The sequence below is a fragment of the Streptomyces sp. NPDC002868 genome (genome assembly GCF_055563295.1).
Map to the genome: position 1 here is coordinate 208787 of NZ_JBVHDR010000001.1, position 13978 is coordinate 222764.

General features: G+C 69.8%; 12 protein-coding genes. 11 read left to right on the top strand and 1 reads right to left on the bottom strand.

All coding sequences use genetic code 11. The features are described from left to right. Nucleotides 1-62 precede the first annotated feature (62 nt). From ACZ3H8_RS00975 to ACZ3H8_RS00995, 5 genes are all read left to right on the top strand, one after another. The gene (locus tag ACZ3H8_RS00975; RefSeq protein WP_467395934.1) at nt 63-1097 is read left to right on the top strand and encodes an SAM-dependent methyltransferase; all 1035 of its coding nucleotides are present in this window, start codon (nt 63-65) and stop codon (nt 1095-1097) included. Between the two features lie 378 nt (nt 1098-1475). Then, on the top strand, nt 1476-1955 hold the full coding sequence (bfr, locus tag ACZ3H8_RS00980; RefSeq protein WP_467397874.1) for a bacterioferritin: 480 nt from the start codon (nt 1476-1478) through the stop codon (nt 1953-1955). A 204-nt stretch (nt 1956-2159) separates the two neighbouring features. Beyond that, complete coding sequence (locus ACZ3H8_RS00985) at nt 2160-3209, top strand: iron ABC transporter substrate-binding protein (protein WP_467395936.1); 1050 nt, start codon at nt 2160-2162, stop codon at nt 3207-3209. A gap of 2 nt (nt 3210-3211) precedes the next feature. After that, a complete protein-coding gene (locus ACZ3H8_RS00990) occupies nt 3212-4777 on the top strand; it encodes an ABC transporter permease (protein WP_467395938.1) in 1566 nt (521 codons plus the stop codon). 1 nt (nt 4778) lies between these two features. After that, the gene (locus ACZ3H8_RS00995; protein ID WP_467395940.1) at nt 4779-5870 is read left to right on the top strand and encodes an ABC transporter ATP-binding protein; all 1092 of its coding nucleotides are present in this window, start codon (nt 4779-4781) and stop codon (nt 5868-5870) included. A 236-nt stretch (nt 5871-6106) separates the two neighbouring features. Here the strand turns inward: ACZ3H8_RS00995 and ACZ3H8_RS01000 are convergent, their stop codons facing one another. After that, the gene (locus tag ACZ3H8_RS01000) at nt 6107-7021 is read right to left on the bottom strand and encodes a MurR/RpiR family transcriptional regulator (RefSeq protein WP_467395942.1); all 915 of its coding nucleotides are present in this window, start codon (nt 7019-7021) and stop codon (nt 6107-6109) included. Between the two features lie 114 nt (nt 7022-7135). On the opposite strand from ACZ3H8_RS01000, the gene ACZ3H8_RS01005 reads away from it, so the two are divergent. From ACZ3H8_RS01005 to ACZ3H8_RS01030, 6 genes are all read left to right on the top strand, one after another. Continuing rightward, entirely contained in the window at nt 7136-8275 is a 1140-nt protein-coding gene (locus ACZ3H8_RS01005; protein ID WP_467395944.1) for a C45 family autoproteolytic acyltransferase/hydolase, read from the top strand. A gap of 81 nt (nt 8276-8356) precedes the next feature. Continuing rightward, a complete protein-coding gene (locus tag ACZ3H8_RS01010; protein WP_467395946.1) occupies nt 8357-10003 on the top strand; it encodes an ABC transporter substrate-binding protein in 1647 nt (548 codons plus the stop codon). Between the two features lie 6 nt (nt 10004-10009). After that, nucleotides 10010-10963 (top strand): ABC transporter permease, encoded by a 954-nt coding sequence (locus tag ACZ3H8_RS01015; protein WP_467395948.1) that lies wholly within the window; start codon nt 10010-10012, stop codon nt 10961-10963. Continuing rightward, a complete protein-coding gene (locus ACZ3H8_RS01020) occupies nt 10960-11814 on the top strand; it encodes an ABC transporter permease (RefSeq protein ID WP_467395950.1) in 855 nt (284 codons plus the stop codon). Before ACZ3H8_RS01015 ends, ACZ3H8_RS01020 begins: the two co-directional genes overlap by 4 nt. Before the next feature lie 6 nt (nt 11815-11820). Then, nucleotides 11821-12927: an ABC transporter ATP-binding protein gene (locus ACZ3H8_RS01025; protein WP_467395952.1), complete on the top strand. Its 1107-nt coding sequence runs from the start codon at nt 11821-11823 to the stop codon at nt 12925-12927. Then, nucleotides 12924-13790 carry an ABC transporter ATP-binding protein gene (locus ACZ3H8_RS01030; protein WP_467395954.1) on the top strand — a complete coding sequence of 289 codons (867 nt, stop codon included), beginning with the start codon at nt 12924-12926 and terminating at the stop codon, nt 13788-13790. The genes ACZ3H8_RS01025 and ACZ3H8_RS01030 overlap by 4 nt, the downstream gene beginning before the upstream one ends. Nucleotides 13791-13978: the final 188 nt, after the last annotated feature.

The following is a 13978-nucleotide window of genomic DNA, read 5'->3' on the forward strand; positions in this document are numbered from 1 at the left end:
TCGGGCGGGCTGAGGTCCGAGGCCGGGTGTGTGACCCCGGATTGGTCCTGGAACACGGTTATGTGGAACGGGTGGCCTGGGCTGGCCTTCCGGCCTGCATCGCCGAAAAGGGACTGGTGGGTAGCGTGACGCACGGAGCCAAGAAGGGATCCTCTTATAAGGGGACGTCGTCGAAGGCGATCCTTCATCAGTACGATTTCCTGGGCGACTTCTACCGGCTGATTCTGGGCCCCGAGCTCGTCTTCTCCTACGGAATGTGGGAGGAGGGCGACACACTGGAATCGGCCCAGCTGCGCAAGCTCGACTACCACGCCGAAGCGGCGCACGCCGTGGGCGCGGAACGGGTGCTCGATGTCGGCTGCGGCTACGGCAGCCTCCTGCACCGACTGGTGGAGACCCACCACGTCAAGCGCGCGGTAGGGATCACGATGAGTCCCGCCCAGGCCGCGTGGGCCCGTGACCAGCACTGGCCGGGCTGCGAGGTCCGGCTCGAGAACTGGTTCGATCATGAACCAGGCGGGTCCTATGACGCCATCATCGCCATCGAGGCAATCGAGCATTTCGCCGGGAATACCATGTGGCGGTCGAAGCGTGTCGCCCGATACCGCGAGTTCTTTCAGCGCTGCCATTCCTGGCTGCGGCCGGCCGGGCGTCTGTCGTTGCAGGCCAACGCCTGGAATGACCGCGGCTGGCTTGCTTCCCTGCTGCTTTCTCCCCAGCAACTGGCCCCGCACGGCGGGAGTCATGTCGCCAAGGAACGCCTCGGCCTCAAGGGCGTCTACGGCGGTGTCAAGAACGTACGCGAAGGTCTTCACGCGTCGCGCAAGGTGTTCCCGGAGTGCTTCCTGCCGACCCGGGACGAACTGACCGAAGCCGGCCGCGGCCTGTTCCGCATGGTGGAGACGCGAAACGACCCGAGCGACGGCGTGTCCACGGTGGAGAGCTGGTTGGAGCGGGCTGAGGCCAACCGGAGACGCGGCGCGGAACTCATCGGTGAGAGCGCGGTGTCCGACATCATCAGGGAGCAGAAGACCGCACTCCGGTTCATGCGGGAAGGCCGCTTCACCGTCGTTCGTATGGTCTTCGAGAAGGTGTGAGTCGCCTTCCCCGACTGCCGCGGGTCCTTGAGCTGCACCGCGGTTGAGGGCCTATCGCCTCCGGCAGAGAGCGTACGTGGTCGACGTCGGCGGCCCGCAGCTCGGCGCGCAACGCCTCTTCGTGGGCCGGCACCCGGACCGCCACCCGGAGCTGCGACGGCTCCGCAAGCAGCTTGATCACGAGGACCAGCCACCGAATCCCTGCGCCGGCGCAGACCGAGTCCGACACGTCGGGCGCCTTGATCCGCCGCGAGCTATCGTCGAAGAAGGGGGGAGCCGACGACAGCGTCCTGGCCGAATCGGATTCGTCGGCCAACCCGCAGGCGTGGTTCGAGGAGGCGCGGCGTGGCGTCGGTCTCTCTGGAAGGACGACTTGCCATGCAGGACGACCCCGAGGTCCTCGAGTTCCTCAATGAGCAGCTCACCGCGGAGCTGACCGCCATCAACCAGTACTTTCTGCACTCCAAGATGCAGGAGAGCTTCGGTTGGACGAAGCTCGCGGCACACACGCGGCAAGAGTCGTTCGAGGAGATGAATCACGCGGAGGTCCTGACCGACCGCATCCTCCTTCTCAACGGCCTGCCCAACTACCAGCGGCTCTTCCATGTGCGGCTGGGGCAGACGGTCACCGAGATGTTCCAGGCGGACCGTGAGGTCGAGGTCGAGGCGATCGACAGGCTCAAGCGCGGCATCGACGTCATGCGCTCCAAGGGCGACATCACCTCGGCGAACATCTTCGAGTCGATCCTCGCCGACGAGGAGCACCACATCGACTACCTCGACACACAGCTGGATCTCATCGAGAAGCTCGGCGAGCCGCTCTATATCGCGCAGGTCGTCGAGCAGCCCGAGAGCTGACCGCGAGGGCCGTGTCGGCACTGCGACCACGAGCACGGCCGACGACTCTGTCGAGCTCCACCTGAAAGGTGCGGCACCAGTTGCAGGTTTCACCCTTATGTCGCGCACAAAACCTGACTTGTCCCCATATGTAAGGTTAGCCTGGCCTAAGGATGGCCCGGCTCCCGCTGCGGCCCGGCCGACCGGCAACGGAGGAGTGGGTTCGTGAGTACGTCCCGGATGAGGCTCGTGCTGGCGTCGGCCCTCGGCGGTCTGTTGGCCCTTGGAGGCACGGCTTGCGGCTCGGCGCAGGTCGAGCAGAGCGAGTCGGGCTCCGACAAGAAGATCACCGTGTACAGCGGCCGGAGCGAGTCGCTCGTCAAGCCCGTGCTCGACGACTTTCGGGAAGCCAGCGGCATCACCGTCGACGTGCGCTATGGCGACACCGCCGCGATGGCCGCCCAGTTGCAGGAAGAAGGGGACCGGAGCCCGGCGGACGTGTTTCTCGCGCAGGACGCTGGAGCCCTGGGAGCCGTGGCCAGGCAGGGTCTGTTCGCCAAGCTCCGCGACGACGTGCTGGACAAGGTGGCAAACGCCTACCGGGACGACGGCGGGGAGTGGGTCGGGGTGACCGGCCGCGTACGCACGATGGTCTACAACATGGACCAGGTTCGCGTCGCCGAGCTGCCGAAGTCCGTGTTCGAGCTGACCGGGCCGAAATGGAAAGGCAAGGTCGGCATCGCGCCGACCAACGGCTCGTTCCAGGCATTCATCACGGCTATGCGCGTGCAGCACGGCGAGGAGAAGACCAAGGAGTTCCTCGCGGGGCTGAAGGCGAACGACGCGCAGATCCGAGAAGGGAACGCGCCCATCGTCGCCGACGTCAACAAGGGCAGGATCGCCGCCGGGCTGGTCAACCACTACTACGTGTACGAGCTGGCCAAGGAGGAGGGCGGCAGCGTCGACGCCCTCAAAGCGAAGAACCACTTCTTCCCGGACGGAGACATCGGCAGCCTGGTCAACGTCTCCGGGGTCGGCGTGCTGAAGAAGGCCGACGAGGATCCCGACGTACGCGTATTCGTCGACTATCTGCTGGGCAAGCAGGCCCAGACCTATTTCGCCGAGGAGACGTACGAGTATCCGCTGGTGGCCGACGTCGACAGCGCCCCCGGGCTGCCGAAGCTGTCGTCGCTGAACGCGCCGGACATCGACCTCAACGACCTGGACGATCTGGAGACGACGGTCGAAATGATCAAGGATTCGGGGCTCGCCTGAGCATGTCGTCGTCGGCCCTCGCTCTGCGCCGGGTGCGGCGGCTGGTGCCCCGCCCGGCGCTGGCGGCTGCCGCGACGCTCGCGGTCGGTGTCGCCCTGATTCCGCTGGCCTATTTGGGGCTACGGGCCGGCGAGGCAGGCTGGGCCCGCATCGCCGACGAGCTGTTTACGGCGCGCACCGGGGCGCTGGTCGTCCGCAGCGTGGCGCTGGCGGCGGTCGTCACCGCGGCGTGCACCGTACTCGGCGTGGCAGCGGCGTTCCTGGTCACCCGCACCGACGTACCGGCGCGGCGGCTGTTCGGGATGCTCGCTGCGCTGCCGCTGGCTGTCCCCAGCTACGTCGCCGCTTTCGCCTGGGTGTCCACCGTGGAGGGCTTCGAGGGCTTCTGGCCGGCCGCACTCGTGCTCACGCTGGTCTCGTACCCGTATGTCTACCTGCCCGTCGCGGCCGCGCTGGCCGGCGTGGACCCGGCGCAGGAGGAAGTGTCGCGGTCGCTGGGGCGCGGCCCGTGGCACACGGCCGGCGGCGTGACGCTGCGCCAGGTACGGCCCGCGGTGGGGGCGGGCGCTCTGCTCGTCGCGCTCTACGTGCTCTCCGACTTCGGCGCCGTCTCCATCGTGCGGGTCGACGTCTTCACCCGGGCCATCTTCACCTCGATCAACCTCGGCTTCGACCGCACCGGCGCGCTCGTACTCGCCACGGTGCTCGTCGCCCTCACCGCGCTCATCCTGCTGGCCGAGCAGCTGACCCGGCGACGCGGGGCCCGTTACGCCCGGCTCGGCAGCGGGGCGCCTCGACCACAGGCGCGGCTGCGGCTGGGCCGACTGCGGTGGCCGGCCGCGTTCGGGCTCGCCGGCGTGGCGGCGCTGTCTCTCGGCGTCCCCGCGGCGAGCCTGATGCGGTGGTTCGGCGAGGGCGTCTCGCGGCCCGGGTCGCTGACCGGGATCGCCGCGGCCGCGGGAAACTCGCTGTGGGTCTCCCTCGCCGGCGCGGGTCTCACCATGCTCCTAGCGCTGCCGCTGGGGCTCCTCACCGCCCGCGCACCCGGCCTGCTCGCCGTCGCCCTGGACCGCCTGGCCTATCTCTCACACGCCCTGCCCGGCCTGGTCATGGGGCTGTCACTGGTCTTTTTCGGGATCAACGTGGTGCACCCGCTCTACCAGAGCGTGTGGCTCCTCGGACTGGCGTATGCGTCGCTCTTCCTGCCCCTCGCGGTCGCGGCCGTAAGCGCCGCCGCGGCGCAGGCTCCTCCCGGCCTGGAGGAGGTCGCCCGCTCGCTCGGACGCCGACGGGCGTACGTGCTGCGCACGGTGACCGTGCCCCTGGCCGCGCCCGGCATCGGCGCCGGGGCCGCACTGGTCTTCCTCACCTGCATGAAGGAGCTGCCCGCTACCTTGCTCCTGCGCCCGACCGGGATGGACACGCTCGCCACCGAACTGTGGACACAGACGTCGGTCTCCGCGTACGCGGCCGCCGCACCCTACGCGGCCCTGCTGGTACTGATCGCCGCCGTGCCCACGTGGTGGCTGTCGGCGCGCACCGGAGTCCTCACACGGGGAGGCGGCTGACGTGGCGGAACTGCGAATCGCCGACGTCTGCAAAGCCTTCGGCCGCGTCCAGGCCCTGTCCGGGGTGGACCTGACCGTCCGCTCCGGAGCGCTGGTGGCCGTGCTCGGGCCCTCAGGCTGCGGCAAGACCACGCTGCTGCGCTGCATCGCAGGCTTCGAGGTGCTGGACGCGGGCGAGATCCGTGTCGACGGCCACCGGGTCGCCACCCCCGACGCAGCGGTGGCGCCCGAGCGGCGGCGGATCGCGGTGGTTCCCCAGGAAGGCGCGCTCTTCCCCCACCTGTCCGTCCTCGACAACGTCGCCTACGGACTCGACCGCGCCGCCCGGCGGGCCGGCCGGGCGACCGCCGTGCTGAACCTGGTGGGCCTTTCCGGCTTCCAGGACCGGATGCCGCACCACCTCTCCGGCGGACAGCAGCAGCGCGTCGCCGTCGCCCGGGCACTCGCGCCGCGACCGCCGGTCGTGCTGCTCGACGAGCCGTTCAACGCACTCGACGCCGCACTGCGTTCCGAGGTGCGCCAGGACGTATGGCAGGCCTTGCGCGCCGACGGCGCCACGGCCGTCCTTGTCACCCACGACCAGTCGGAGGCCCTGTCGATGGCCGACGACGTCGCGGTCATGCGGGACGGTCGGATCGTCCAGAGCGGCCCGCCGGAACTTCTCTACGCGACACCGTCCGATCCGTGGGTGGCCGGGTTCGTCGGCGAGGCCGTATGGCTGCCCGCGGTGATCGACGGCGACCTGGCCCGAACCTCGCTCGGCGCCGTACCGCTCACACCGGCCGACAGCGGCGTGCCGACCGGCCCGATGCGCGTGATGCTACGGCCCGAGCAGATCGCGCTCGCCGTGCGCGGGGCTCCGGACGCGGTCGCCGCTACCGTCGTGCGGCGCGACTTCTACGGCCATGACGCGGTGCTGGCTCTGCGACTGGGGGACGGCACGCCGGTGGCTGCCCGGATCTTCGACCCGGCCGCGGTCCCGCCAGCCGTGGGGGACGAGGTCGGCCTGCGCGTCCGCGGCACTGCCCGCGCTTTCCCGCTGGGCGGAGGCACGGCCCCGGAGACTGACCCGGATTCCGCTCGGGAGGGTTGAGGCCGACCACCGAACCGATTGCCACTGGTATCCAGCCGCAGTCACTCCACTTCCCCTGCCGACGATGGCTGCGACGACCACGTCGCGCTGGCGGAGAGCAGTTTTCTTCGGGGTCAGGGCTGTCAGCAGAGCGGCTCCCGGTGCGAGGTCCGACCATGTGCCGTGCCAGGTCCGCACGGCACTTCGCCGTCATCGACACCGGCAAGAGCCTTCCCTTCGAGGAGCGGGAGCCCCGTTCACGCCTTGCGCGTGCGGGGCTCCCGGTGCGCAAGGAGCTGTTCGCGCAAGGCGGTCAGCTGATGGGAATGCTCCACCGCGCGCGTCTCGTCGACCGCGGTGAGGGCGAGCAGCAGAGCGTCGGCAACGATGAGGCCGGTCAGCGCTTCGTTCGTGATCCCGGTCGGGGTGTGGGGTGCGGTGAGGATGGCGTCGACGCGGTCCTCGAAGGCCTCGCCCAGCTCATCGGTGACGAAGACGACCTTGGCGCCGACCGAGCGCGCCCGCTCCACCAGGACCGTCAACTCGTGCAGGGGGCGTCCGGGCTGGAAGATGACGACCGCGTCCCCCTGGGCGAGGGAGAGCAGGGGGTCGGCGAGGGCGAAGCCGGTGGCGCCGACGAATCGGGCCCGGCGGCCGATGCGGCCGAGGGCCAGCGCAAGATGGCGGGCCGCGAGCTCGCAGGCCGCGACGCCGTAACAGAAGACCTCGCGGGCATCCGCCATGGCCGCGACCGCCCGCTGGAGGGCGTCGGTACCGGTGAGCCGGCGGCACTGGTCGATGCGGTCCTGCGTCTCGTCGAAGACGTCGTTCCAGATGCCCTCCAGGTCGTGACCGACGTGGGCGATGCGCTGCTGGAGCCGGATCTCGGGGGCGATCGCCGAGGTGAAATCGGCAGCCAGCTCCCGCTTGAGCGCGGGCAGTCCCGCATAGCCGAGGCGTTGCAGGGCCCGCACGACCGTGGCGTTACTGGTGCCACTGGCCAGGCCCAGCTGCTGGGCGCTGGCGAACATCACCTGCTCGGCCGGAGCGCTCGCGAGGTACTGCGCAACGGTCCGTTCAGAGGCAGACAGCTCATCCCAAAGATCACGAATGGTCGCCCGCAGGCGAGTGAGCCCACCGGGACCCGCACTGCCGGACTCTGGATTCTTCATTACACCTCTTGACTCTCACGTCATCACCGTTACGCTCTCGAGCATCCCGTTCCAAGAGCGTGTATTTCCGGAACGGATGTTACAGCAACTGGTGTGTCCCTGAGGAGTCCCGCGATGCAGCACAGCCTTCCGGTCATTGAAATCTCGGGAACCCCCGCAGAGCGCGGCAGGCAGTACGGAGAAGCTGTAGGACCACAGCTGGAGGCCGCGCTCGGCTACTACGCGGAGGCGTTCGGCGAATCGTCCGGCCTGACCTGGCAGCAGGTGACCGGACGGGCCGCACGCTGGCTCGAGCCCGTGCACGACTATGCGCCGCACCTGCTGGAGGAGATGCAGGGCATCGCCACCGGCGCCGGACTCGACCTCCTCGACATCCTGGCGCTCAACGCCCGCGGAGAAGTCATTTACGACGACTCCTTCGCGCAGATGCGCGACGAGGAGGAGCCTGCCGAGGGCTGCACCTCCTTCGCGGCGTACGGACAGGCCAGCGGTGACGGCCACGTCTGGGCCGGTCAGAACTGGGACTGGCGCGCGGGTGTCGCCGACACCGTCGTCATGCTCCGTATCGTCCAGCCCCCCAAGCCCACCCTCATCATGCAGGTGGAGGCCGGACAGATCGGCCGACAGGGCGCCAGCTCCGCGGGGATCGCCCTCAACGCCAACGGTCTCGGCGGGCGCTTCAGCGACGCCGTCGGACTGCCGCAGACCGTGATCCGCCGCAGCGTTCTCGACCAGTCGAGCATCGCCGACGCACTGGGCGTGCTCTGCCGCACCCGCGCCCACATCGCCAGCAACGCCCTCCTCACCTGCCGCGAGGGGTTCGCCATCGACCTGGAGACCACCCCCGCCGGCCACGGCTGGATGTACCCCACGGACGGGCTGCTCGTGCACGGCAACCACTACCAGGCGGGCATTCCCACCGCCCTGGCCGACGGCTACCGTCCGCTCGCCCCCGACTCCCTCGTGCGCGTGCCACGCGCCGAGGAAGGGCTGCACCGACTGCGCGAATCCACCGGTGCCGACGAGTCCCGCAAGGCGATCCGGCAGGCGATGTCCGACCATCTCGGGCTCCCCGAGTCGCTGTGTACGCACACCGACCCGCGGCAGCCGCAGGTCAAGCAGTGGCAGACGCTCGTCTCCTCCTGTGTGGACCTCACCGTCGGTGACTACCACGTGACGGCCGGAACACCCTGTGATCACGAGTACCAGCACCTCCCCTGGAATCTCTACGACGGCCCCCACGCCCCCCACTGACCCGCCCCGGACCACGCCCGCACCCAAGTCCCCGAGCAAGCAGTCTTCGCTCTCTCCCGTCCCCTGTTCAGGAGCCCCGCAATGAAGCTCAAGACCTCGATCGCCGCCGCCGGCCTCGCTGGGGCGATGGCCCTCACCACCGCGTGCAGCGGCGCGGACACCGGTCCGTCGGCCGGCGGCGGCAAGACCGCCGACGCCGCCACGCTGAAGCTCACACCGACCACAGCCGAGGCGAAGGGCGAAGTCGCCACCGCCAACTGGTTGCTGGAGGACGAACCCGACTCCCTGGACCTGGACACCCAGGGCGGCAGCGCGGGCCGCACCGTGCTCAGCAATGTGTGCGAGCGCCTCTACCAACTGCAGCCCGACATGATGGTCCGCCCCTCCCTGGTCCGGACGGCCACCACACCGGACCCCAAGACGCTCGTCCTGTCGCTGCGCGACGACGTCACCTTCCACGACGGCTCCGCCATGACCGCCGACGATGTCCTGTTCAGCCTGAAGCGGCACGCGGAGCCGGAAATGGAGCAGTCCGACGAGTTCGAGAACGTCGCCACCATGGCCAAGAGCGGCGATCTCGAGATCACTGTCAAGTTCAAGCAGCCTGACGCCCTGTTCACCAAGGCACTCGCCGGGGACGCGGGACTCGTCTACAACCGTGAGCAGGTCGAGAAGGCCGGCAAGGAATTCGGCACCCCCGGTCAGCCCGACGCCTGCTCCGGTCCGTACAAGCTGACCGACTGGACGTCCGGCGACTCGATCGTCATCGACCGGAACGACACCTATTGGGGCACCAGGCCGCTCACCCAGCAGGTCGTCTTCCGCTGGGCCGACGACAGCGCCATGGTCAACGCCCTGAGGACCGGAGCAGCCGACGGCACCTACGCCGACTCGATCAGCACCGCCGCCGCGCTGCGCGGCAAGAAGGGCCTCGACCAGCACTACGGACCGAGCACCGCCGCCCTCTCCCTTATCCCCACCGAACGCGGCGGCCTGGCCGACCCGGACATCCGCCGAGCACTCTCCCTCGCCCTGGACCGCAGCGGCATCGCGAAGTCCGGTTACGGCGGCCTGATCGAGCCCTGGGCCACACCTGTCGGCTCGGGCTCCTGGGGATACGAGAAGGCCACCTTCGCCGCTGCCCAGAAGCAGCTCACCGGCGCGCCGGCCCATCCGGACGCCGAAGACATCGCCGCGGCGAAGAAGCTGGTGGAGAACGCCAAGGCGGCTCCGGACAAGCCGATCGTCATCGGAACCGACAACAGCCAGGGCCGCATGGTCATCGCCAACGCCGTCCGCGCGGCACTGACCCAGATCGGCCTCAAGAGCCAGATCAAGACCGTGCCGCCCGCCGAGTACGGAGAGTTCTACGGCGACGCGGAAGCCCGTGCGGAGATCGATGTCCTGGTCGCCGACTGGTACATCTCCAAGAGCGATCCGGTCGGCTTCTACGACAACGCGCTGTCCGACAGCTCCAACAACTGGGTCGGCTTCAAGAGCCCTGCCTACGACTCCAAGGTCAAGGACGCGATGCGTACGCTGGATGACAAGAAGCGCGCCGCTCTCATGGTCGACGTCCAGCGGCAGTTCGCCGACGCCGCCGTGTGGATCCCCATCGCCCAAGTGCCCACCGCGCTCGTCATCGACGACAAGCTGACCGGCCCGCCCGCCTCGATGGCGTACCTCTACTACCCCTGGGCCGCAGCGCTCGGTGCGAAGCGAGGCTGAGCACTCATGAGCGCCGCAATCGGCCGACGAATCGGGGGACTGCTGGCCACGCTGCTGGCCGCGTCCTTCGTCATCTTCGCCGCCGTGTACGCAGCCCCGGGCGACCCCGCCGTCTTCCTCGCCGGGGGCCGCGACAAACTCACCCCTGAGCGGCTGGCCGCGGTCCGGGAGCAGTACCACCTCGACGAGCCGCTGGTCGTGCAGTACGGCCGCTGGCTCTGGGACGGTCTGCACTTCGATCTCGGCCGCTCGTTCCAGTACAACGACCAGGTTTCCGACCTGCTTGCCGGCCGTTTCCCCACCACCCTGGCCCTGGTCGGTTACGCCACCGTCCTGTTCGTGGTCCTCGGTGTCGGCGCCGGCATCCTCGCCGCCGTCCGCCGCGGCAGCTGGGTCGACTCGGCGGTGGTGGGCGGCACCACGCTCGCCGCGTCCGTGCCCTCGTTCGTCGGCGGCATCGCTCTCGTCGCGCTGTTCGGTGTCCAGCTCGGCTGGTTCCCGGTGACGGGCAGTGGTGAGGGATTCGCGGGCACGATTCACCACCTCACGCTGCCCGCGGTGGCCATGGCGCTCGGCGCGCTCGCCGTCATCAGCCGGGTGACCCGGCAGGCGATGGTCGAGGCGGGGGCCGCCGACCATGTGGAGGTGGCGCGCGCTTCCGGGCTGCCCGAGCGTCAGATCGTTCGGCGGCACGTCCTGCGCAACGCATGGGGGCCGATCGTCACCATGTGCGGCCTGGTCACGGCGGGCATGCTTGCCGGCACCGTTGCCATCGAGACCGTCTTCGGGCTGAACGGCATCGGCTCTCTGCTCGTCGGCGCCATCAACAGCCACGACTTCCCCGTCGCACAGGCGGTCCTGCTGCTGATGGTGACCTGCTACATCGTCGTCACCACCGTCGTGGACCTCGTGCACCCGCTGCTCGATCCCCGCGTCAAGGCCGTGAGGAGTTCAGCATGACGACCGCCGTCACCACCGGGCCGCTGCTGCCCGTCGGGGAGCGCGCCCGCCGACCTATCGGGGTGGCCGTCGCGGCGGGATTCCTCGGACTCGTGGTGTTCGCCGCCGTGTTCGCCCCGTTGCTCGCGCCGTACGCCCCCGACGCCGTGGATCTGTCGTCCTCCCTGGCCGGCACCAGTGGCGACCATCTGCTCGGCACCGACGCCTCGGGGCAGGACCTGCTCTCCCGGGTGCTGTTCGGGGCCCGTACGAGCCTGATCGCCCCGATCGTGCTCCTGGCGCTCGCCGCGATCCTCGGCGTCACCATCGGGACCGTCGCTGCCTGGCGCGGAGGTTGGGTGGACACGCTGCTGTCCCGGGTCACCGACGTGATGTACGCCTTCCCGGGCCTGCTGTTCGTCGTGCTGATCATCGCGGTGTTCGGGGCCGGCATGACCACGTCCGTGCTGGGACTCGGGCTGGCCTTCGCTCCCACGATCGCCAAGTACACCCGCAGCGTGGCGCTGGCCGAGCGGGCGAAGCCGTACATCGACGCCTACCGTGTGCAGGGCATGGGCGGAACGCGTATATGTGTGCGCCACCTCGTGCCCAACCTCGCGCGCTCGATCGTCGGCTATCTCGTCGTCCTGTTCGGCGAGGCACTGATGAGTCTGGCGACGCTCAGCTACCTCGGCTTCGGTGCCCAGCCGCCCAGCAGCGACTGGGGGCTGATGGTTCAGGAGGGGCAGTCCGCGATCGTCCAGGGCGCCCTGCTCCCCGCACTCGTGCCGGGTATCGCCATCGCCGCCGTCGTGGTGGCCTTCAACGTCGTCGGGGTCTGGGCCGCCGACCGGCTCGGCGCCAGGAGGTAGCCGCTCATGCTGCTCGACATCGAGAACCTGACCCTGCACCTGCCGGGTGCTGCGCGGCCACTGCTCGCGGACGTGAGCCTGCAGATCCGCACCGGTGAGGTCGTCGGCCTCGTCGGCGAATCCGGCTCCGGCAAGTCCACCACTGCCAAGACCGCCCTGCGCATCCTCCCGGAAGTGGCGCGAGCCCAGGGGAAGGTGCTGGTCGACGGCGTGGACGTACTCTCCATGACCGATGCCCAGCTGCGAGACCACCGGGCGCGTACGGTCGCGATGGTCCATCAGGACCCGCGCTCCGCCCTGAACCCGGTGCGCCGGATCGGCGACTTCCTCATCGAACGGCTCGTCCGCACCGGCACCAGCGACAAGCGCGCGGCGCGGACGAAGGCCGTCGAGCTTCTCGACGCCGTAGGCATCTCCGACCCCGAACGGCGCATCCGCCAGCGCCCCCACGAGATGTCCGGCGGAATGCTGCAGCGCGTCGTCATCGCCGGCGCGCTCGCCACGGAGCCACGGTTGCTGCTCGCCGACGAGTCGACCAGCGCACTGGACGTCACCACCCAGGCGGAAATCCTCGCCCTGCTGCGCAGCCTGCGCGAACGACGCGAGCTGGGCCTGCTGTTCATCACCCACGACCTGCACCTCGCCGCGGCGTACTGCGACCGCGTATATGTGATGTACGCGGGCCGCGTCGTCGAACAGCAGAGCGCGCATCGGCTCTTCGCACATGCCCAGCACCCGTACACCGGGGGCCTGCTCGACTGTTCCCCCGCCCTCGGCGACACCACCCGCACGCTCCACCCGATCCCCGGCCGCCCGCCCTCCCTGGCAGACAGCTTCACCGGCTGTCCCTTCAGCGCACGCTGTCCGTACGCCGAGTCCGCATGCGAAACGTGGATTCCGCAGCCCATCCCCGTTCCGGGCGGGGGCACCGCCGCCTGCCGACGGCTCCCCGACCTGCCTGACGCGTCCGACGCGTCCGACGTGTCGGCGGAACCGACCGGACAGCCGTCCCACAACAGCCACGAGGACCCGAACGGGGGCGACGCCCAGGCCGAGGCGTCCGCGTCGCCCGCTGCCGTCCCCTCGCCCCTGGCCAAGAGGAGCACACCGTGACCGCATTCGATCCGCCGCACGGCGCGCCCCTGTTGGTGGTCGACGCCCTGACCAAGACCTACCGGCTGCCGGGCGGCGCGAGCCTCACCGCGGCTGACCGCGTCTCGTTCACCGTGCCTCGCGGCGCATCGGTCGGCATCGTGGGCGAGTCCGGATCGGGCAAGAGCACCGTGGCCCGCATGCTCGGCGGCCTGGTACAGCCGGACGCCGGGACGGTCACGGTGAACGGCAGAGACCGCGCCTCGCGGCCGTCGGCCCTCAGCCGGCACCGCCCGGCCGCCCGGCTGGCGCGCGCACGCGAGATCCAGATGGTCTTCCAGGACCCGTACGTCTCGCTCGACCCACGCCTGACGGCCCGCCAGTGCCTGCGCACCGCCCTGCGGCTGCACGGACATCCCTCGACGGATGCCCGGATCCAGTCACTGCTGGACCAGGTCGGCCTCGGCACCCGCGAGGCGGGCGCCCGCCCGCACCAGCTGTCGGGCGGGCAGCGCCAGCGACTGGCCATCGCCCGGGCCCTCGCCGTCGACCCACAGATCCTCGTCCTGGACGAGGCGGTCGCCGCTTTGGACGTGTCGATCCAGGCCCAGATCCTCCAACTGCTCGGTGAGATCAGGGACGACACCGGCGTGGCGCTCGTCTTCGTCAGCCACGACCTGGCCGTGGTCCAGCACATCACGGACGAAACGGTGGTGATGCAGCGCGGCAGCGTCGTTGAACAGGGCCCGACCGAGCGCGTGCTCGGCATGCCCCAGCACCCGTACACCCGTCTGCTCCTCGCCTCCGCACCGCACGAGGGCTGGGATCCGGCCGACGCGATCCGGGCCAGGGCCGCAGCTGATTCGGCGCAACCCGTCGCCTGAACCCCGACACCCTGGAGCCGGTCGACCAGCGCGGCCGGCCCGAACGCACGCCCAAGCGCCTGGGCGGTGCCGGACGAGCAGGGGGCGGACGTGGTCGACGACGGCGGCTGTAGCTCGGCGCGCAGTGCCTCCTCATGGCCCAGCACCCGGGCTCCGGGCAACCCTGCCGCCGGGTCGTCCGCAGACAG

What these genes read in the sequence shown, in the direction of transcription:
- ACZ3H8_RS01005 (WP_467395944.1), top strand. Translation starts at nt 7,136, where the DNA reads ATGCAGCACAGCCTTCCGGTCATTGAAATCTCGGGAACCCCCGCAGAG.
- ACZ3H8_RS01010 (WP_467395946.1), top strand. Translation starts at nt 8,357, where the DNA reads ATGAAGCTCAAGACCTCGATCGCCGCCGCCGGCCTCGCTGGGGCGATG.
- ACZ3H8_RS01025 (WP_467395952.1), top strand. Translation starts at nt 11,821, where the DNA reads ATGCTGCTCGACATCGAGAACCTGACCCTGCACCTGCCGGGTGCTGCG.
- ACZ3H8_RS01015 (WP_467395948.1), top strand. Translation starts at nt 10,010, where the DNA reads ATGAGCGCCGCAATCGGCCGACGAATCGGGGGACTGCTGGCCACGCTG.
- ACZ3H8_RS00990 (WP_467395938.1), top strand. Translation starts at nt 3,212, where the DNA reads ATGTCGTCGTCGGCCCTCGCTCTGCGCCGGGTGCGGCGGCTGGTGCCC.
- ACZ3H8_RS01000 (WP_467395942.1), bottom strand. Translation starts at nt 7,021, where the DNA reads ATGAAGAATCCAGAGTCCGGCAGTGCGGGTCCCGGTGGGCTCACTCGC.
- bfr (WP_467397874.1), top strand. Translation starts at nt 1,476, where the DNA reads ATGCAGGACGACCCCGAGGTCCTCGAGTTCCTCAATGAGCAGCTCACC.
- ACZ3H8_RS01020 (WP_467395950.1), top strand. Translation starts at nt 10,960, where the DNA reads ATGACGACCGCCGTCACCACCGGGCCGCTGCTGCCCGTCGGGGAGCGC.